This is a genomic window from Paenibacillus sp. FSL H8-0332 (genome assembly GCF_037963835.1).
Taxonomy (GTDB): domain Bacteria; phylum Bacillota; class Bacilli; order Paenibacillales; family Paenibacillaceae; genus Paenibacillus_AQ; species Paenibacillus_AQ rhizoplanae.
Map to the genome: position 1 here is coordinate 202770 of NZ_CP150145.1, position 20710 is coordinate 223479.

A 20710-nucleotide genomic window follows, 5' to 3' on the forward strand; every position below is an offset into this window, starting at 1 on the left:
CGGCGCGGGAAGCGCGTTGGAGGTTGGGGAGCTGCACTGCGCGGAATATTTGGACTTCCGGTCGCTGTTAACTTCGGATTCCCTGATTGGAACCGCTGAACGCGGTAGGAATCCGAAGTGAGCGTATGCTTCCGAAGCGAGCTTTCCTGCGGAAAGCTTTTAGGCGAACGCTGACGCTCCTCCAGTTCCAAAATTCCTCTCCGTTCCGTCCTAACCTCCCCCCAGGCAAGATTAACTTCAAAAAAAGACAACAGGCCTGCCCAGCAGGGGCGGGCGGCAAAAAAGCGCGATAAGCTTAGGCTTCGCGCTTTTCTTCTTTTTGGGCAGGTAGCTTAAGACCAACCCCCAACCCCCAACCCCCAAACCTGTAAAGTCTCTGTAGCTAAACACGTTCACGTTCGCTTCGCTGCGTTCACTTGTTTAGCGAAGCGGCAGTAACCATTGGCATTGCAATTGCACTCCGTACAATAGAATCCGGTGAAATTAGTCTGAAAATCGCATCTGTTGCACTTTGTACAGTAGATTTTGCTCAATGGATGTGAAAGGGGCACTTTTTACGAAATCAATGGTACAAAATACAACAGAACACGTTTGAGCTTAAGAATTGGTGGGATCTATTGTACAAAGTACAATCATCAGCATTAAAATCCAAGGGTCCATCCCTTGAACCCGCCAAGGCAACAAAAAAGAGCCTGATTAAAGGCTCTTGATTGGGAAAGATTACATATAACGCGCCAGCGGGTAAGGCCGGTTCAGCGGTCACGCCCGGCGAAGTACTGCAGCAGGGTCGTAAGATCGGCATGCGCCGGGAAGCCGGAGAGCTGCTCCACAATAGCAGCAGCCCGGGCCAGGTAGTCCTGGCTGACGGCCTCTGAGCGGGCCAGGGCATCACTGCCCTTTACCAGTTCCAAGACCTGCTCGATGTCCGCAGGAGAAGAGCCAGGGCCTATTCTGCGGATGGCAGGGGCAAGCTCAGCATCCTGTAAGGCGAAGAGCACCGGAAGGGTAACCTGGCCGTGGCGAAGATCGCTGCCAGCCGGCTTGCCGAGTACATCTGCGGATTGCGTGAAGTCCAGGATATCATCCTGAATCTGGAATGACATCCCCAGCGCTTCGCCGAAATCATAGAGAAGCTGAGCTGTCTCAGCACTGCTCTCCGCTGATAGTGCGCCTACCCGCAGACAGGTTGCCATCAGCAGCGCGGTTTTGTTACGGGACTTCTCCAGATATTGCTCCAGCGTAAGATTATAATCGAAGGCATGCTCTAACTGCTGGTATTCCCCAAGACATAACTGGGCCGTGGCGACAGAGGATAGATCGTGAACATAACGGTCCTTATCCCCGGTGTACTTGCTGAGCAATTCAATAATGCGGGCAGACATATAATTACCGATATGAACAGCGGATAGAATACCGGTCTTGATATGCAGCGCAGGCTCGCCCCGCCGCAGCTCGGCGTTATCAATAATATCGTCATGAATCAATGAGGCCACATGGATAAATTCAGCCGCAGCGGATAATTGCAGGGTTCGCCGTCCTTCAGGTCTCAGACCAAACCGGCTGCCGACAATGACCATCAGCGGACGGAGGCGTTTCCCGCCGGAGCCGGTCAGTTCGAGAATGCTCTGCGCCAGCTGAGACTTTTTGGGAACATCCTTATCATGGGTCACCAGATTCTTAATTTCACGGTTAATTTCATTCAGATCAATATTCAAGGCTTCATGCAGCTTCATCGTTCGTGTTCCCACCTGTCAAATGGCTTTGCTGGTACGGCTTCGTTGTCTGCGCTCCTGAATGAGGAAATCACCCAGCTCCCGGGCCGGATTGTGTTCCGTGAACTCTCCATTTGAACGTTCGATCTGCATTTTTTTGATGGAAGGGGCCATATAGGCCACCAGATCCAGCTCCCGGCATTTCACTGCAAACTGCAGGTAGAAGCTGTACAAGTAATCTCCATCCAAAATGTTGCGGGTCAGGTCAGGATGATGTGGGACACATTCCTTATGGCGCTGTGCAGCCACGGTAAGAATGGTATAAATGCCTAGCAAATGGATTTTGCGGTCATGTTCCAGATCATGGCGTTCCAGTACCGAGAGCATATGCTCGCATTCTGCCGGAGAGAGAGACAACTGAATTCCGGCGATCTTCGACATTTCAGCCTGAAGCAGCCGGAATGTATCTTGGGTGATTTTTTGGTTCACAAGCTTCTCTCCTTCTTGTCGGTTTTGCTGGATGGAACCAAATCCCTGATTATCCCTACAAAACCATTTTGTTGAAGATGCACACATAATTGTACTTTCACCTTGTTAAACAAGGAGAGTAATGTGTCCTAGGGACACATTACTCTTAAGAATATCCTATTCAGCTTGCAGCAGCGCAGCCTGTGCATACGCCGCTGTTATAAATGAATGTAGTTCTTAACTACCGGTTACCCGGTTCATCAGTCGGTATACAGATACCAGCGCCGGACGAGAGGAATCCTCTTCCACTGCTTCTTGAGCCAAGGAAGAACATAGTAATCCAGGCCGAACACGCTGCCGGAACCGCCGATGCAGGCAATCGCTGCGCCAACATACCAGAGCATTTCTGTTGCTGCCATCTTGGTGGTCCAGATCATAACCGCCATACCTATCGTGGCCAGAGCAGAGATAGCTGTGAACAGACCAACGATCAGCATTACACCGAACACGATTTCGGCACATACCATACCGATTTGGAACCATTTGGCCAAGAAGGTGTAAGAACCGTCCGGGTTATAGAACATAAGATCCATGAACCAGTTAGAGATATCATAGATGAAGCCTGGAACCGGAAGAGCCGATACAGCTTCTTTGGCAGTGGATACTGCGGAAGCGGCAGATTGGGCATCTACGGTAGTTTTGACTGCATCAACAGCTACACTGGCAGCTGAAGTGGCGTCGGCATAAGGAGCAGCAGGAATCAGGAAAATCTTATTCGGATCAACCCAGATTTTGCGGATCTTCTCTATACCTTCATATAACCACATTCCCCCGAGGAGCATACGGAGCGGAACGAGCCAGAAGTTCGGCGAACGCTTGGAGAAGTAGCCGCCGACGAAGCTCTTGCGGTTCTCAACATGGAAGAACTCGTGCATCATGTAAGTCCAGACCTTGTTGAAACCCACAACCTGGGACAGATAGAACATATTGATGAAATGTTTGGACAACATAGCCATGAAGCCGGTCAGCATGAAGAACTTGCCCGGAAGACCCACGTTCGCTACACCGTAGCGGCTGCCGATCGAAACCATGGTGCCATGGAAGCCTGGTTTGTATGCTTTTTTAGGCGTACCCTTGATATCGGCAGTGATGTTGCCTGCGATAACCGGAGCTGCTTGTTCAGCATTCTCAACCATTTGTGGAACTGGACGTTCTTCGCCTTCAGGGATGAAGAAGATGTTATCCCCTACAACGTATACGTTCTTATGGTCAACACTCTCGAGGTGTTCATTCGTAACAATACGTTTGCGGCCTTGCTGTTGAACATCAAGGTTGCCGACGATTTCGGAGCCTTCAACACCGGCTGTCCAGACGATTGTCTGTGCATCCACGATGTTCTTCTCGCCGAGGGCAACAGAGCCTGTGCCAACTTCGGTGATTTTGGCGCCGGTAACAATTTCTACCTTCAGCTTGCGCAGACGGGCTTCGGCTTTCTGAATCAGCTTCTCCGGCAGGATAGGCAGAATCTTCGGAGCCATATCAGCCACGACCAATCTAACTTCGGATGGATCAATGAAGAATTCCTTACAGAGCTCCTCGCGCTGCTCGGCCATTTCACCTACAAGCTCAACGCCGGTAAAGCCGGCACCGATGATTACGAAGGTCAGCATTGCGCGGCGGGTAGCCGGGTTCTTTTCCTTCGCAGCTTTGGTGTACATGTCGCGGATCTGACGCTTCAAGACAACTGCATCATCGTAGGACCAGAAGGAGAAGGTGTTCTCTTCTGCTCCAGGGATTCCGAAGAAGGTTGGCTTGCTTCCTGTGCCGATAACCAGATAATCATAAGCATAGGTGGCTTTGTCGGACTTCAGCTTCTTGTTCTTGAAATCAATGTTGCTGATTTCATCCAGAACAACATCTACCTTCAGGCCGGCAAAGATTTTCTTCAAGTCAATTTTGATCGAATCCTCAGGTGCGCGATTCGCAGAAACCTCATGCAGCTCAGTCAAAAGAGTGTGGTATGGATTTCGGTCGATCAGTTTGATTTCTACATCTTTGTCGTTTTTAAATTTCTTTGCCAGTTTCTTAGCCGTGAGTACGCCGCCGTAGCCGCCGCCCAAAATGACTATTTTCTTCAAGAGAAACTCACCTCATTCATCTGATTAGCTGCAAAAGGGTAGCGAATAGTTATTTCGCGCCTTCAAGTGCTTTTTGTGCAAGTGTGAAATATTCACCAACGTGGATGGATACGCCGGAAATTGCGTCTGTTTTACCTTCAGCATCCAGGGCAGGAGCTGTGCCTTTGTTCTCAAGGTAGTATTTCTCGGCAAGGGCGATTTCTTCATGCCATTCAGCAGCAGCGCCGCCGGCTTTCATGCCGTATTTGCCGTCTACAGAATATTGTTTCTTATCGTCGCCTGCAGCATTCACACCGCTGAAATTAACAGCTACAACGTTGCCGTTAGCAACAGACAGAGCAACAGTGGACTTCCAGCCGGATTTAGCATCCATTTCGCCTTCAGCAGTATATCCGCCATCTTTGTATGGGCCTGCTTGTGCAGGGCCGGCAGCAAGTGCAGCCTGAGCCGCGCCAACGAAATCACTAACGTGTACGGATACACCGGAGATTGCATCTGTTTTGCCTTCAGCATTTACAGTGAGAGCAGCAGGATCTTGTTTTTCAATCAGGTAGGCTTCAGTAAGAGCAGCCTGTTCATGCCATTCGGACTTCGCACCGCCGATTTTAACCAGACCATAGTTGCCATCTTCGGATACTTTTTTCTTCAAGTCGCCCGCTTTTTTAACATTGAAAGCATTCCAGTCAGCTTTGGTGATTTTGCCGCCTTCTACAGTCAGTTGTGTGAAGGTCTGCCAGCCAGTCTCTGGATCGGCATCCACTGTACCGTAGTAGGTTCCGTCCTGGTACTTGCCTGTTTCGGCTGCAGGTGCAGTAGTTGCTTCAGTTGCGGCAGTAGCAGTTGCTACAGGTGCTGTTGTTGCAGCAGCGTTCTCTGCTTTGTTGCTGTTGCCACAACCTGCGAGTAAAGTACCCAATACCAGAGCGCTCGACAAGATTACAGAAGCTTTTTTCATTTTGATATGACCTCCAAGAAAATAGTTTAAAATATATATATTAAAATGTAAAACATTTTAATAGCGGTGGAAGTGATAAAAATCACTTTATAAATGATAAATGTCACGTTCAACTCGGACTTAAGTCCCTTTTTGTAGCAGGCATACGACATATATCGGCAGGTAATAAGAAAAAATTTAATCATATCGTTTCTTGTTCGATGGCATTTTAGCACAAGCTGTAGAACTATCATGTGAAAATAATCACTTAAATCATAAATAAATTTACTTCTGAAGTATATCAAATTTTAAGATATTTGAATAGCTTTTTTAAAAGACTTTTATGTGACAAAAGTTGAGTATTTCTGCAAGGTTTCATCCCGGAGGAAGAGAAGCCCCGGCACAGCTCGGAGATTCAGTGAAAAGTCATAGGGGTAATAGTTCACAAGCAATTATAAGCTTTCGCCAGACATTAAATAGACAACTAAGGAGATGAGCTTGTAGTGGATAACAATGTGATCAAAGGCAAATGGCTACAGATTAAAGGTGAAGCAAAGAAACAATGGGGCAAGCTGACAGATGACGATCTGGATATCATCGACGGTGAAAAAGACAAGCTGTTAGGCAAGCTGCAGGAGCGTTACGGCCATTCCAAGGATGAAGCCGAAGCGGAGTACCATAAATGGGAGTCCTCCCACCGCAGCTAATCAGCAGTTAACGATAAGAAGGGCACTAGAAGAGCGCAAATCGTATCTGATTTGCGCTTTTTTGCCGTCTCCCGGACATGTCGAAGCCTTCACTCTCATACATATACATATGCAATAGCCCTCACGCTTCATGTTTTTCATTCCTCCAGTATGATACTATAAATATTATTGTGAACTTATTTTCGCTGCAGGAGTGAAGCCATGGAATATGTCAAAATCTTTTTTGTGAATACAGCTTTACTAATCACTCTGTCGTATCTGGCGAATCTAATATACAAGTACACTGTAACCCACGCATCCGAGCCTGTAAAAAGAGTAAGCTGGGTGCTGCTCGCGGTCTTCGCAGGGTGGATCAGCACCTTTTTCGGCTACAGACTGCATGAGCATGTCATTTTTGACCTGCGGTATGTACCGCTGATCATTTCTACACTGGCTTACCCCCAGCCCTTGGTCCTGATTATCATCGGAATCGCAACCGGGCTTACGCGCCTGACCTTTGGAGTGAACGAGGCAGCGCTGGTAGGCGTGCTGAATCTGACTATCCTGGGCTTTGTCTGTGCCGCTCTAAGCGTATGGATGAAGCGTTCGTCTTCGTCGGTGATTTATAAGGGGATTGCTACTATTCTGGTAGTCAATGTAGTGAATGTGCTGAATATTGCCGTATTTGGGGTCATTCCCACACATGATTACATAACGAAGATTCTGCCGGTTACCTTTCCCGCAGGCCTTGTCCTCAGTGCTCTGTTCGCGCTGATTATCCGCGATTTCCATCTGGACCTGATGCGTACCGGACAGATCATTAGAGCGAATAAGCTGTTGTCCGAGCAGACGGAGGAGCTGCATAAGAATAAAATTGTGCTCGAGGAAAGAGCCAAGCAGCTCATGCTCGCCTCACAGTTCAAATCAGAATTCCTGGCGAATATGTCCCATGAATTAAGAACCCCGCTGAACAGCATTATCAACCTGTCTCAGATGATTGAAGAAGGCGATGAATCCCTGAGTGCGGAGGAGCTTGCTGAATATGGGGGGATCATTCACCGCTCCGGGGAGGATCTCCTGTCGCTCATCAATGATATTCTCGATCTGTCCAAGGTAGAGGCAGGGAAGCTGGATATTATTATAGAGGATTTAAATACCAGCGAGGTCCCTGATCTGCTCGTCCAGCAGTTCGGCGTCTTAGCCAGACAGAAGCAGCTCACCTTCAGTGTGGCTCTGGACGAGGAGGTGCCTGCGGTAATCTACACGGACCCCCAGCGGGTGCAGCAGATTCTGCGCAATCTGCTCTCGAATGCGTTCAAGTTCACAATGACTGGCGGGGTCACTATGAATATCCGTGTAGTGGAACGTCAGGAGGGGGCTGCTGCACAGAAGTGGATTGCCTTTGAGGTGCAGGATACCGGGATCGGCATTCCCCCGGAGAAGCATGATCTGATCTTCGAGGCCTTTGAACAGGCGGATCTCAACGTCAGCCGCAAGTATGGCGGTACGGGGCTGGGCCTATCTATCAGTAATGATCTGGCCAGGCTCCTGGGCGGCTTCATTACCCTGCATAGCCGCGAAGGCCAGGGTAGTATATTCTCCTTACATTTACCACTGCATTCAGGCGCGTCCGTATAATCCCCGCAGCTCCAACTTTATTTGTGATTTCGGTGTATTGACAGGAACCTGGTGCTGAGTAGAATGAAGCAAAAGCCGCATCAAAGGAGAGTCAACACCCCATGAACATCATGAGAAACCGGCCGCTGCGGAACCGTTCCAAGGATTTGCGCAAGGCCTCCGTACACCGCAAGAATCTGCAGATCGCTACCTTTGAGGGGATACCGTCCACCATATTCCAGGTGCTGCTGCAAGGCCAATTTCTTACAGGCTTTTTGTTATACCTGGGTGCCAGCTCCAGTCAGATCGGATTTGTCCTGGCGCTTACTACATTGGTGAACGTCGCACAGATTGGTGTGGCCTTCCTGATCCAGAGGCTGCCGAGCCGCAAGTGGGCGCTCGTGACTTTTATTGGCTTACACCGGCTGTTGTGGGGATCTACGGGCCTGGTTCCGTTTGTTTTTCCGCAAGAGCACTGGGTTACCGCCTTCATCGTTCTTTACACGATTGCCTTCATTGCCAACACTGCAGGCGGTGTGCTGTGGAACTCGGTCATCAGTGACCTGGTGCCTGCAAGGGTCCGGGGCCGTTATTTTGGCATTCGTAATACGTTCCTTAACGCGCTGGGAAGCCTGGTGATGTACGGAGGCGGTATTATCCTTGACCGTTATCCGGGCGGACAGGGGTTCCTTATCCTGTATATTGTAGTGTGGGTTTTCTCCATCTCGAACATCGTGGTGTTCTTCTTCTACCCGGATGTGCCGTTTGAAAAATCTGAAGAGAAGGCCTTCCTGCCGATGCTCAAGAAGCCGCTTCAGGACAAGCTGTTTATGAAATCCACGCTGTTCCTGTCTGCTTGGCTGCTGCTGCAGAACCTGACCGTTCCGCTGTATTCCTATGTCATGCTGCAGCTGCTGAATATCAATTATGAGAAGCTGTCTCTGCTGAATGTCGCGCAGACGGTCTTCATGATGGCCAGTTTCTATGTCTGGGGCAACCTGAATGCCAGGCACAGCAACAAGAAGCTGCTGCTCTGGACGCTGCCGATTATCGCGGTCTCTTCCCTGATCTGGGGACTCTTGTCCGTGCTGCCGATGCTTCCGGTATTATTCGCAGCCCACATTGTATTCGGTGTGGGTGTGGGCGGTTTCAACCAGCTTGCCTTCAACTTCATTATTGGAGATACGCCGAAGCGCGAACGGCCGATGTATATGGCGATGTATGCGGCGCTCACCGGTCTGGCGGCCTTCTTCGGCCCGCTGCTGGGAGGCCGTATCTATGAATGGATTAAGGAATGGCCCCAGTGGATGCAGATCTATGGCATGCAGTTAGTGGTAGGCGTGCTGATGATTCTGCTGGCACTGCTGCTGGGCCGCCGTATTCTGCGGGATGAATAAGGAGGAATATAAGGAGGCTATTTCGGTGACAAGAATTGCACTGGTACTGGGAGCTACAGGGCTGGTCGGCAGTGCGCTGACCCGGGACCTGCTGGGCGGGAATTGGGACGAGGTCCGTGTACTGGTCCGCCGTCCGCTTGCGCTAGAGCATCCCAAGCTGAGACAGATTCAAGTGGATTGGGACCGGCTTGAGCAATACAGCGAGCAATTCGCCGGTGTATATGCAGTATTCTGCTGCCTGGGAACGACGATTAAGCAGGCGGGCTCGCAGGAGCAGTTCGAACGGGTAGATCTGGAGTATCCGCTTGCCGCTGCGGCCCTGGCCAAAGAGCATAACGTGAAGCAGTTCCTGGCCGTGTCTTCAATGGGAGCCAGTGCCAAATCGCGCACCTTCTATAGCCGCATCAAGGGGCGGACGGAGGAGGGCCTGATTGCTGCCGGATTCCATGGCCTGCATCTGTTCCGGCCTTCGTTGCTGCTGGGTGACCGGGCAGAATTCAGGCTGGGTGAACGCGCCGCGGCTGTGCTGATGAAGGCACTGGATTTCGCCATGATCGGCAAGGCTGCGAAGTTCCGGGCCATTCCGGCCGCCACGGTAGCGCGGGCAATGATGAATATTGCCCTGGCCGATACAGGCGGCGTTCATATCTACACCAATGACGTCATTCATGTGATCGGCAAGCATTAGAGGGCATCAGGGTTTGCAAACCGCAGACTCCAGGACTTACAATGAGCATACAATTAGAATGTACATAGCGGTCTATAGGCCGCGTACAGCATGCAGGAGGCGTTCACTATGACCAAAAAACAAGTAGCTACAAAGAAAGCTCCAGGAGCGATCGGCCCTTACAGCCAGGCCATTGTTGCCGGCAACTGGGTCTACACTTCAGGCCAGCTCGGAATGGACCCGCAGACGGCGGAACTGCCGGGCAGTGTGCAGGAGCAGGCACGCCAGTCGCTTAACAATGTGAAGGCCATCCTGGAAGAGGCTGGAGCCTCAATGGATCAGGTGGTGAAAACAACCGTGTATCTGAAGGATATGAATGATTTCGCGGCGGTTAACGAGGTGTACAGCACCTTCTTCACCGAGCCTTACCCGGCCCGCAGTGCCGTTGAGGTGGCCCGTCTGCCTAAGGACGCGCTGGTCGAGATCGAAGCGGTAGCACGCAAGAAATAAGCCCCGGCCGGTTACAACCGGTCAAGGTAGGGTAAAGGGAAATCCCCCGCACGTGAAGCAGGCGTGCGGGGGATTTTTTGTGTGTATTAGTATCTGCTGCGGGAACGGCGCGGAGTCAGGAGCAGCCAGATGCTGTAGAGCAAGAGAAGTCCCGCTGCAATCAGGCCGGTGAAATACACCTCATTCGTGTCCTTATGCTCTATAGCAATGGCGATGTAGGCCCAGACGAAGACGAGCGGGTAAATGCTGTCCCGGTACGGGTAGCTTACCAGCACAGCCAACAGAGCACCGACGCAGAGCATGATGACTGCCCAGAACGGGGCGCTGAGTCCGAAGCCGTCCCAGTCATTCTTCACCAGCACAACGCTGACATTGACAATGGTGGCTACCGAGATCCAGCCGAGGTAGAGGCTGAACGGCAGCTTCACGAGCCACTTCTCGCCAGTCGTGGGGTCTGCGATGAAGCGGGTTTTGCGGTAAATGACGATCAGGGAGAGCAGCAGAAGCAACATCGCCACCAGCGACAGCTCAATGTACAGGTAATGCCAGAGGAGCAGCCAGCCCATATTGAAGATGCAGCTGAGCATGAACCAGATTCCAATCCGCTGGACGGAATCCCTGCTCCCGGTATCGCTGCGGAACTGATAAATAATGAATCCGGCCAGCAGCAGATAGATCAGGGACCAGATGGAAAAAGCATATCCGGCCGGTGTGAGATACGTATGATACCTGTCCGAGATTTCGGCGGTACTGTTCCCGCCAAGCGGCAGGACGACCGAAAGGGTATTGACGGCAATGACGCCGAGGAAGAGCAGCAAATTCCCCCACTTATAAGGATTAGTTCTAGTCATATGACCACTCCCTAACTTGGTTGATAACTACGTTTTGGCCTTGGCCTATATAGAATATACCCGCTTTGGCGGCAATTAAGACTAATTCAACGAAAAAAATGACCAATTGGTCATAAAAATCGCGGATAGCATTCCTTGGGCCCGGGGTAATATGTAGTCAAGCAGTGGATCAGCAAGCAGCGAAGGGGGAGAAGATTCATGGAGAGCAGTGAGGCGATACGCCCCGAGAAGATGGGGCCGCTGGTGATGAAGGAGACCTGGAACACGCCGGGTAGCGTGGTGTCCTGGGAACGCTCTGAGAATATCTATATCGTCCGGGGGGAATGCGCCGGGATGGCTTTTATCTTCCTGAGCGATGATATGTTCCGGATGAAGGTCTTCCACGATAAGGTGCCGGACCTGACGACCTCGGAGGCAGTGCTGAAGGAGTGCTGTATTCCGCATCTGTTTCTGGTGGAGGAGACGGAGGAGCAGCTCATCTTTTCTACCAGTGCCATCCGGCTGATTATTGAGAAGGCTTCATTCCTGCTCCGCGTGGAGAATACGGCAGGCAAGGTGATCATGCAGCAGAATCTGGCCAGCTGGAACCCGCGCGGCGCAAGCCATGCGGAATATGATATGCAGCCGGACTCGCATTTCTACGGACTGGGTGAGAAGTCGAGCTTCCTGGATAAACGCGGAGAGCGTTATACGAACTGGAACACCGATGTGTTCGCCCCGCATCTGCCGGAGATTGAAGCGCTGTATGAGTCGATTCCGCTGATTATCCACATGCACGGTGACCTCTCCTACGGGCTGTTTCTGGACAATACGGGCCGGAGTGATTTCGACATGCGCTCGCACGGCATTGCTTTTACCATTGGCTGTTCTACGGGAGCATACGATATCTATTTCATTAATGGTCCCGAGATGAAGGATGTCGTCCGAAGATACACCACGCTCACCGGCCGGATCGCGCTGCCGCCCAAGTGGGCGCTTGGCTATCACCAGTCCCGCTACAGTTACATGAATCAGCAGGAGGTGCTGCAGCTGGCCAAGACCTTCCGCGAGAAGAACATCCCATGCGATGTAATCTATCTGGATATCCACTATATGGACGAGTACCGCGTATTCACCTTCGACCCTGTCAACTTCCCTGATCCGCAGAAAATGATCTCGGAGCTTGCGGAGCTGGGTGTGCGCATTGTCCCGATTGTCGATCCCGGCGTCAAAAAAGACCCCAAATACGAGGTTTATAAGCAAGGGGTGCTGGAGAAGCATTTCTGCCGCCGCCTGGAGGGCGATATTTTCTTCGGTGAGGTGTGGCCTGGGATCAGCGCCTTTCCTGATTTCAGTGACAGCCGGACCGCCGAGTGGTGGGGAGATCTGCACAAATACTACACGGAGCTTGGCATTCAGGGCATCTGGAACGATATGAACGAGCCTGCGGTGTTCAATGAGACCAAGACGATGGATCTCGATGTGATGCATTTCAACAACGGGCGGCCGGTTACGCATGAGGAATACCATAACCTGTACGGGATGATGATGTCCAAAGCTACCTATGAGGGGCTGGCCGAGCATATGGGGGGCGAGCGTCCCTTCGTGCTGACCCGTGCCGGGTATGCGGGCATCCAGCGCTATGCGGCCGTATGGACCGGCGATAACCGCAGCTTCTGGGAGCATATGGCGATGGCGATGCCGATGGTGCTCAACATGGGGCTGTCCGGGCTGGCCTTCTCGGGGCCGGATATCGGCGGGTTCGCCCATCATACATCGGCGCAGCTGCTGGTGCGGTGGACACAGATGGGCGTGTTTTTCCCCTACTGCCGGAATCACTCCTCCATCGGAACGCTGCGCCAGGAGCCGTGGTCCTTCGGGGAAGAGGTGGAAGGGATTCTGCGTGAATTCATCGGGCTGAGGTACCGCTGGATGCCGCATTTGTATAATCTTTTTCATGAAGCGGAAATGAGCGGTCTGCCTGTCATCCGTCCGCTGGTGCTCGAATATCCGCGTGATCCGCATGTGACCAACCTGTGCGACCAGTTCCTGCTGGGTGAAAATGTGCTGATTGCCCCGGTCTACCGCCCGGATACGGATCACCGCTCCGTCTATCTGCCGGAAGGCAGCTGGCTGGATTATTGGGACGGAGAGATTCACGGAGGCGGACGCCATATTCTTGCAGCTGCGCCACTGCACATCATGCCGATGTATGTGAAGGCCGGCAGCTTCGTGGCTGAGGGCCCGCTGAGACAGTATGCGCTGGAGGACACGGAGGAGACAATCATCTTCCATCTCTATGGGGCGGAAGCGGCTGCGGGCTTCTCTTCCTTCAAGCTGTACGAGGATGACGGCCACAGCTTCAGCTACCGCAAGGGGCAGTATACGGAGCTTACTGTGCAGGCCGAAGGCGGGGAAGGTGTGCTTGCGCTGAAGTGGGCGTATGCGGCGCATGACTATAAGCCGCGCCGGGAGACGCTGCGGTTCGCGCTCTGCTATCCGTTCTTCACTGTCGCTGCGGTGGAGGGGCTGGCAGAGATTAGTCTGGAGGAGCTGAATGAAGGGGCGCTAGGCTGGGCCTGGAACGGCAAGAACGGAGCGATCATCGTTCAGGTAGCGGATGCTGCTGAGGGCGGAGAGCTGCGGATTCTTGCGGAAGCGGAGCAGGGATAGGGAAATGCGGGAAACAGTGGAGGTTCAGAGCTAAACTAGTAGAGTACGTGGGCGTGCAGTAATATCCGGGCGATAGCCGGGTGGAAGTAGATGACAAAGAGCCGGCTTCGTTCCGCAGGGAGGGGAGTGCGGCTCTTTATGCGGACTGGAGAGGCTAAGTGAGGGTGAAGGGACTGGATAAATTATTCAGTTTGGCTTCCTGGAAGGCAAGCGGGGCTGCGATTTGCTGCGGTTACCGCTTAATTGCAGAGAAATTTGCGGAAAATCACAGAAAATGTGCAGAAAGATTTTTAAATATAGGCTTTTTCGTATAAGATGAAGGGATGAAGAAAAAGTTGCAGTTATCACCGTCATAGGAAGGCTGTACAGCTACAGCTATTGCCGCTGGTACGGCTTCATAATATATTTCTCGCGCAGCAGGATGCAGTCTTCCGGACAGGAAGGGCTGGCTCTTGCTGTGTGCTCAAAAGAATGGAGATCAACAATGATTAAGCATCTGTATGCAATATGGTTAGGGGACGTATTATTCTGCTTCTCGGGCGAAACCTCCGAGCCGAAGGTGGATGCATGGACACGCGTGATCAAACGGCTGGAGCTGCGCAGTGGCTGGCGTCCTTTTGCGGGGGCTGCGCTGCGTCTGGCGGAAGTGAAGTATCCTGCGGCCGCCGCCGTGGAGGGCAAACCGGCGCGGCGCGGACTGCCAGGGCGCACGCTTGAAGGGCTGGCGCTGTCGCCGAAGGATGCCTTCGAGCTGCTGCTGGCCTGGGATGAGCAGGCGAGTCGTGCCCAGGGCATTGAGCCTGGGGGAGAGCTGCGCTATTGGTCGGCAGCGGCCCGGTTTGCGCTGGAGCTGATGGGCAAGGGCGGGATTGTGCCCGGCGCCCAGCCGCCGCGCAAGGTCGGCACGCGGCGGCGCGGCGGCGAACAGGCCGCTGCCGTATGCTGGTCACCGGCGTTCCGGGAAGAGGCGGATAAGGAATTCTTCCTGCAGATGGCAGCCTCCATGCCGGTGCTTGCGCTCGGCACACACGTAGCCGAGGAAGGCGACCTGTCCTCGCGCGAGGAAGCGGGCGGATATGTGCTGTATTCCTTCCTGCAGGCAGTTATGACCGCCGAGATCAAGAATGTGGTTGCCGCGCATGAGAGTGCGCTGTCGGCATATAAGGCCAATTATCGACGCGGCTATTCTCCGCTGACCGAGCTGTGGTGGAACAGTCTGCTTACCGGCAGCCGGGATATCCCCGTGCAGGGAACCCCGGCTGAGGTGACTGAGCTGCTGGCGGTGGTGAACGAGACGGCGGGCCATGAGGTGCCGCATTTCGAGACCGAGGAGGCCCGCAGCGGGCAGCTTAGCCTGGGTCTGCGGCTGGAGCCGCCGGCGGAGGAGAGTGAGCTGTGGCAGCTGACCTTCTGGGCGGAGAGCCGGGAGGAGGGTGAATTCTGGATTCCGGCGGAGGCAGTCTGGAGCAGCAGCGAGCGGGAATTCACTCTATGGGGCAAGCGCTACCGCAATATTCAGCAGCAGCTGCTTGCTGCGCTGGGACGGGCGGCGAAGAGTTCGCCGGATATTCAGCGTTCGCTGGCTGAACCGGCCCCGCGCGGTGTTGAGCTGCCCCCGGAGCGGCTGTATTTCTTCCTGAAGGAGAGTGTGCAGCAACTGCGTGAACGGGGAATTACCGTGCAGATGCCTTCACGCTGGAGCCGTGAGGGACGGCGGCGGATTGGTATGAGAATGAAGATGCAGGCGCAGCCTCCGGCGGGCGGAACAGATGGTCCGGTACAGGCGGCGCTGGGTATGGAAGAACTGATCTCCTTCCGTATTGAAGCCTCTCTGGGGGATTCCGACATCACGGAGGATGAGTTGAATGCCCTGGTGGAAGCGGGCGTACCCTTTGTGCGCTTCCGGGGAGAATGGATTGAAGTGGACCCGAAGGAAGTTCGTCAGGTCTTAAGATATATGAAGCGCAACGAGAGCGGAGAGATGACGGCAGCCGACTGGATGCGTCTGGAGGCCGAGGATGGCGAAGACAGGCTGTGGAAAGGCATGTCGGTTACCGGCATGGAAACCTCCGGCCTGCTGGCTTCGCTTATGCACGGCGATATTCTGCGCGGGATACCGCTGCGTCCGGTGCCGGAGGATCTGAACGGAACGCTGCGTCCTTACCAGGAGCGGGGTTACCAATGGCTTACGGCGCTTAGTAGCCTGGGCTTCGGAGTCTGTCTTGCGGATGACATGGGTCTAGGCAAAACCATACAGGTCATCACCTGCCTGCTGGAACAGGCGCTGAATGCACCGCCCGGTGAGAAGCAGGAGCCGGTGCTGATTCTCTGCCCGACCTCGCTGCTGGGGAACTGGCAACGGGAATTGCAGCGCTTCGCCCCTTCGCTTAGTTTGCATATTCACCATGGGGGACGGCGGGTGCGCGGCGAAGGGTTCAGGGAGCTGGCGGCCAGCCATGAGATTGTGCTGACCACCTACCATCTGGCGGGCCGGGACAGCGAAGACCTGGCCGGGGTACGCTGGTCCACCGTTGTGCTGGATGAAGCGCAGTACATCAAGAATCACCGCACCAAGCAGGCGCAGAGTGTCATGAAGCTGACCGCGCCGCACCGGATCGCAATGACCGGGACTCCGGTGGAGAACCGGCTGGGCGAGCTGTGGTCGATTTTTCATTTTCTCAACCCAGGCTATCTGGGGACGTATCATTCCTTCCGCCAGCGTTATGTGTCAGGGGAAGGCGGCGAACGTCTGCGTGAGCTGCACCGCTTGGTATCGCCCTTCCTGCTGCGGCGTCTCAAGAGTGACCCGGATATCTCGAAGGATCTGCCGGAGAAGCTTGAGCTGAAGTCTTATTGTCCGCTTACGGAGACACAGGCTGCATTGTATCAAGGGGTTGTGGATGAGATGCTCGGCGTCATCGGCGAGCGCTCGGGCATGGCCCGGCGCGGGCTGGTGCTGTCTTCCCTGACCAAGCTGAAGCAGATCTGCGATCATCCCCAGCTGTTCCGTAAGGATGAGGGGCGGAGCCTGCGCAGTGAGCCCTCGGGCAAAATGGATGTCATGTTCGAGGTGCTCGACAGCATTTCCGAGCTTGGCGAGTCGGCGCTGATCTTCACCCAGTATGTGGCGATGGGCGAGCTGCTGGTCAGCCGGCTGGCCCGAAGATACGGGCAGACACCGCTGTTTCTGCATGGCGGCATTTCGAAGCGTGAGCGCGACGAGATGGTGCATGCTTTTCAGGAGGGAGAAGGTCCAGCCTTCTTCGTTCTGTCGCTCAAGGCAGGAGGGGTCGGCCTCAATCTGACACGGGCCAATCATGTGCTGCATTATGACCGCTGGTGGAACCCGGCCGTAGAGAACCAGGCGACGGACCGCGCCTTCCGCATTGGACAGCACAAGAATGTGCAGGTGCACAAGCTGATCTGCCAGGGGACGCTGGAGGAGAGGATCGACGAGCTGATTGAACGCAAAAAAAGCCTGTCCGAGCAGGTTGTAGGCTCCGGCGAGAACTGGTTGACCGAGATGTCCAACCATGAGCTTAAAGAGCTGATTGAACTACAGGGACAGGATTGGATGTAGATCAAGTGAGACGCTGTAAAGCAGAAGGAGGAAGCATCTATGAATGAGCTGCTGGAATTGCGGTTGGAGGTGCTGCCCGGAGTCATCAAGGCCACCGGGAGTCTTGGGCCTGCTGCTGAAGGAACAGATGACAGACGCAGCGGCAAAGCCGGAGCAGGGATAGAGAAGCAGGGGGAGCGGGCGGAACCAGTGCCGCAGGTGCAGCGGGAGGCTGTCACCCTGCGCATTCCGCAGTGGACGCCCGCCCGGAAGAATGAAGTGCTGCATCAGCTCGCTGCGCATCCGGGAGAATTGTATGATCTGCTGCAGGGCAGCCTGAATGGCGGGCTTGCTGCGCTAGAGGTATTGCCAGCAGATGACGAACTGAGGCAGGCGGCGGATGAAGAGGGCACGGGTCTGCTGCCCGCTGAGGAACTGGTGCAGCGGGTCCGGCAGCAATTGACCAAGGAGCCGCTGCTTGCGTTCGCCCTGCGCGGACTGTCCAAGGAAGAGCTGCTCTCCGGCGTGTTTGCTCTCTGGGCGGAGCAGGAGAATGAGCGGATTGAAGAAGAGGGCACGCCTGCGCCTGTGTCGCTGGCCTCCGAGCTGGCCCGGCTGGAGCGCAAGGGTCCGGCCGTCTCATCGGGAGAATGGCTGGCCGAGGCGGCGGCCGAAGGCTCGCTGCATCAGCCGGGGCCGCTGTTTCATGAGATCTCCTCCCGTCCTTTTCCGGCTATGCCTGAGGTGATGGAGCCGGAGGAGGACTGGAGCGCACTCCTGCCGCAGACACCCAAGGCGCGTGAAGGGCTTGCGCTGCTAATGCGCCGGGTCTCGGAAGCCGCGGCGAAGCGTGCGTCAGGCTTGAATAAGCTGTAGGTGCGCGGGTACGTGAGTTGGGCTTGAGTAGCAGTATGCTGCACGGGAATAAGGTGGATAAATCCCTGCCAGCAAAACAAAAGAGGAGCACAATAGTGCCCCTCTTGTAGCCGGATAACTACCTAGCTGTGGTCATGTTACCTTAATGTCTGCCCAGTTATGTTATTCACTTATGCTGCGGTGATGCGCAATTAAGACTTGTTACCACCGCTACCTTCCGACAGCTCCAGGATCTCCCGGCGCAGGCGGAGCATCTTCTGGTCCAGCTCATCAGCGGCACGGGCGGCTTCCTTAAGCTCCTCGGCCACATGGGAGGGAAGCTGTTTGTCGAATTTATAGTAGAGAATATGCTCCATGCTGGCCCAGAAATCCATGGCTAGCGTACGCAGCTGCATTTCTGCCTTCACCCAGCGGGTGCCATCCAGCAGCACCAGCGGAATAGCCACGATTAGATGCAGGCTCTGGTAGCCGTTCGGCTTCGGATGGGCGATGTAATCCTTAATCTCAAGCACACGGATATCCTCGCGGGCGCACAGGTGATCCACCAGCCGGTAGATATCCTTCACGAAGGCGCAGACAATTCGCATCCCCGCAATATCATGGATGTACTGCTCCATATTATCCAGGTTAAGCTCATAGCCCTTACGTTCCATCTTTTGAACAATGCTCTTCGGTTCCTTGATCCGTGACTTCACATGCTCGATCGGGCTGAAGCCGTCACGCACCTGCCATTCGGTCCGGATGATATCGATTTTATTCTCAAGCTCATTCAGAGCATGACGGTACAGCGCCGGCAAAGCCTTGAAATTCTCAACCTGCTTGGCAAAATCCTCGTCAATCTGCCACTTCTGCATATCCTTCACATGGACCTGCAACTTGTTCAATGTAGCTTGTGAACTATCATATTCTTCCACTGAAACTCTCCCGGTTTTCGTTATTTGTGACTGTAGACAATGAACGGATGACTACGGCGATCTCATACCATGTGCTTGCAGCTGATCTGATTCTATTTTAACCGATGTACAGCCCCGGAAGCAAAATAAAACCGTAACCCTGACCGAAGAGAAACATTCTTCCCTCCGGCGCGTATTAGCACAGTATAGGCATTAAGCCGTCCGTAAGGCGCAGCTCTGTTCATTCTTATTTGTTGGTGGGAGAGCCTGTGCCGTAACCTTCATCCTGATAGCCCGTGTTCTCCAGCTTCTGCAGGACCTTCAATCCATCGATCTGAAGGCGTGTCTCGTCGGTACCGTGGTCGTGCAGATACTGGAACAGGCGGATGGTGGCGTCATCGAACTGTTCTGCGGCATCATCGTGATCGGCTGACTTGTAGGGGACCAATGCGCGCCGGAAGGCGTAGTCATCTCCACTGGACAAATCGGTGAGGAGATCCTGAAGCACGGTCAGCCCGTCATTCGATAGCAGAATCTCGTAGTCACTGGAATCGCCCCTCTCTTCCTGAATCAGACCGTGATTCACAGAGACGAAATATCGGTTAAGGTTATCGTCAGGCACAATTCATCCCTCCATCATTCGATAATGTACGGGTACGCAGGAACGGAGGACAGCAGAAGGCAATACGTATGATTGCTTCTTCTGCAGCATACTCATTCCAATAAGAACGTTAGCCGCCTCTACTTGGTATTTACCACATGACGACAAATAATGAATCTGCCGTGGACTTTTGGTATGATAGAATCACATTTCCGCTGCTGCATGGAGCGGCAATTGGAATAGAAGGATATACGCGGCTGCGAATCAGCCTATTCTCACTCTGGAGAAGGAGGAACTACAATGAATTTTCTGCAACGCATTAAAGACGGTGCCAGCCGGGTGAGTGAAAAAGCGCAAAGCTCGGTGGAAGTGAGCAAGCTGAATGGGCAGATTTCGGATATTGAGCATGAGATGCAGGTTGAATTTTTGAAAATGGGGAAGCTTTTCTACGAGGGATATCGTTCAAGAGATATGTCGGTGGCTGAAGGCCAGATGATCGAGCTTGCGCGGGGCTGTAACAAGCTGCAGGAGCAGATCGAGGGTGTGCGCTCAAGAATTGCCGAGCTGAGGAATGAACGCCTATGCGCCTGCGGTCAGATCGTGGCGATGGATGCCAATTTCTGTCCGCATTGCGGACGTAAGCTGGAAGCACGCAAACCGGAGGGCCGGAGGCCGGAGGAGCAGGAAATCTCACTGCGTAAGGAACCGTCTTCGGCGGCAGCCGCGGCCGCAGCGCCGCCTGCGGTTACCGTACATACGGTGCTGGAGCATGAAGATGAGGAAGACCAATACTACGGCGAGGAAGAGCTGACCGAAGCGGAACGGGAGCTGGCCAGAAGACCCGAAGCGCGTGTGCAGTACGCTGAGGTGCTGCCTGAACGGGAAGAAGAGACAGAGCTGGAGGAGGTTGACCGGATGGTTGCCGGTTCTGACCGGAGCCGCCGGGAGGCAGATGAGCTGGAACGGGAACGGGAGCGGCAACTCGAGCTGGACCGCCGGATCAGGGACTGGAAGGCAAGTGAGCCAGACGAAGAGCGGGTAGCCGGAGACGCGGATACACGGGAGATCGTGAATTGCCAGATCTGCCGCGCCGATCTGCCGAAGGGCTCTATGTGGTGCCCGCGCTGCGGCTCGGAGCAAATATAGACA

16 protein-coding genes are annotated in these 20710 nt (G+C 53.9%); 9 read left to right on the forward strand and 7 right to left on the reverse strand.

Features of this window, described 5'->3' with window-relative positions; genetic code table 11:
* Window positions 1-752: 752 nt before the first annotated feature.
* The 4 genes from NST43_RS00865 to NST43_RS00880 all read right to left on the reverse strand — a co-directional run bounded on the left by NST43_RS00865 (window position 753) and on the right by NST43_RS00880 (window position 5273).
* Window positions 753-1733 carry a polyprenyl synthetase family protein gene (locus NST43_RS00865; RefSeq protein WP_339221923.1) on the reverse strand — a complete coding sequence of 327 codons (981 nt, stop codon included), beginning with the start codon at window positions 1731-1733 and terminating at the stop codon, window positions 753-755.
* Window positions 1734-1751: 18 nt separating this feature from the next.
* Window positions 1752-2201, reverse strand: coding sequence for a hypothetical protein (locus NST43_RS00870; protein ID WP_209994592.1), 450 nt, complete (start codon window positions 2199-2201; stop codon window positions 1752-1754).
* 239 nt (window positions 2202-2440) lie between these two features.
* A complete protein-coding gene (locus tag NST43_RS00875) occupies window positions 2441-4318 on the reverse strand; it encodes an FAD-dependent oxidoreductase (RefSeq protein WP_209994590.1) in 1878 nt (625 codons plus the stop codon).
* 49 nt (window positions 4319-4367) lie between these two features.
* Window positions 4368-5273: an FMN-binding protein gene (locus NST43_RS00880; protein WP_209994588.1), complete on the reverse strand. Its 906-nt coding sequence runs from the start codon at window positions 5271-5273 to the stop codon at window positions 4368-4370.
* Between the two features lie 482 nt (window positions 5274-5755).
* On the opposite strand from NST43_RS00880, the gene NST43_RS00885 reads away from it, so the two are divergent.
* From NST43_RS00885 to NST43_RS00905, 5 genes are all read left to right on the forward strand, one after another.
* A complete protein-coding gene (locus tag NST43_RS00885; RefSeq protein WP_339221926.1) occupies window positions 5756-5959 on the forward strand; it encodes a CsbD family protein in 204 nt (67 codons plus the stop codon).
* Window positions 5960-6160: 201 nt separating this feature from the next.
* The gene (locus NST43_RS00890; protein ID WP_209994586.1) at window positions 6161-7576 is read left to right on the forward strand and encodes an ATP-binding protein; all 1416 of its coding nucleotides are present in this window, start codon (window positions 6161-6163) and stop codon (window positions 7574-7576) included.
* A 101-nt stretch (window positions 7577-7677) separates the two neighbouring features.
* Complete coding sequence (locus tag NST43_RS00895; protein WP_339221928.1) at window positions 7678-8952, forward strand: MFS transporter; 1275 nt, start codon at window positions 7678-7680, stop codon at window positions 8950-8952.
* A 25-nt stretch (window positions 8953-8977) separates the two neighbouring features.
* The gene (locus NST43_RS00900; protein WP_339221930.1) at window positions 8978-9640 is read left to right on the forward strand and encodes an oxidoreductase; all 663 of its coding nucleotides are present in this window, start codon (window positions 8978-8980) and stop codon (window positions 9638-9640) included.
* Window positions 9641-9748: 108 nt separating this feature from the next.
* Window positions 9749-10129 carry a RidA family protein gene (locus NST43_RS00905; protein WP_339221932.1) on the forward strand — a complete coding sequence of 127 codons (381 nt, stop codon included), beginning with the start codon at window positions 9749-9751 and terminating at the stop codon, window positions 10127-10129.
* 86 nt (window positions 10130-10215) lie between these two features.
* Here the strand turns inward: NST43_RS00905 and NST43_RS00910 are convergent, their stop codons facing one another.
* Window positions 10216-10980: a tryptophan-rich sensory protein gene (locus NST43_RS00910; RefSeq protein WP_339221934.1), complete on the reverse strand. Its 765-nt coding sequence runs from the start codon at window positions 10978-10980 to the stop codon at window positions 10216-10218.
* 198 nt (window positions 10981-11178) lie between these two features.
* Between NST43_RS00910 and NST43_RS00915 the strand changes: the two genes are divergently transcribed.
* The 3 genes from NST43_RS00915 (at window position 11179) to NST43_RS00925 (ending at window position 18067) form a co-directional block, all read left to right on the forward strand.
* Entirely contained in the window at window positions 11179-13632 is a 2454-nt protein-coding gene (locus NST43_RS00915) for a TIM-barrel domain-containing protein (protein ID WP_339221936.1), read from the forward strand.
* Window positions 13633-14116: 484 nt separating this feature from the next.
* On the forward strand, window positions 14117-17212 hold the full coding sequence (locus tag NST43_RS00920) for a DEAD/DEAH box helicase (protein ID WP_339221938.1): 3096 nt from the start codon (window positions 14117-14119) through the stop codon (window positions 17210-17212).
* Window positions 17213-17251: 39 nt separating this feature from the next.
* Window positions 17252-18067 carry a hypothetical protein gene (locus NST43_RS00925; protein ID WP_339221940.1) on the forward strand — a complete coding sequence of 272 codons (816 nt, stop codon included), beginning with the start codon at window positions 17252-17254 and terminating at the stop codon, window positions 18065-18067.
* Window positions 18068-18258: 191 nt separating this feature from the next.
* On the opposite strand, the gene NST43_RS00930 is transcribed toward NST43_RS00925, so the two are convergent.
* Together NST43_RS00930 and NST43_RS00935 are read right to left on the reverse strand one after the other, a co-directional pair.
* Window positions 18259-18921 carry a GTP pyrophosphokinase family protein gene (locus NST43_RS00930; protein ID WP_209994605.1) on the reverse strand — a complete coding sequence of 221 codons (663 nt, stop codon included), beginning with the start codon at window positions 18919-18921 and terminating at the stop codon, window positions 18259-18261.
* Window positions 18922-19207: 286 nt separating this feature from the next.
* A complete protein-coding gene (locus NST43_RS00935; RefSeq protein ID WP_339221942.1) occupies window positions 19208-19582 on the reverse strand; it encodes a hypothetical protein in 375 nt (124 codons plus the stop codon).
* A 279-nt stretch (window positions 19583-19861) separates the two neighbouring features.
* Between NST43_RS00935 and NST43_RS00940 the strand changes: the two genes are divergently transcribed.
* Window positions 19862-20707, forward strand: coding sequence for a zinc ribbon domain-containing protein (locus tag NST43_RS00940; RefSeq protein ID WP_339221944.1), 846 nt, complete (start codon window positions 19862-19864; stop codon window positions 20705-20707).
* The last annotated feature ends 3 nt before the right edge of the window (window positions 20708-20710 follow it).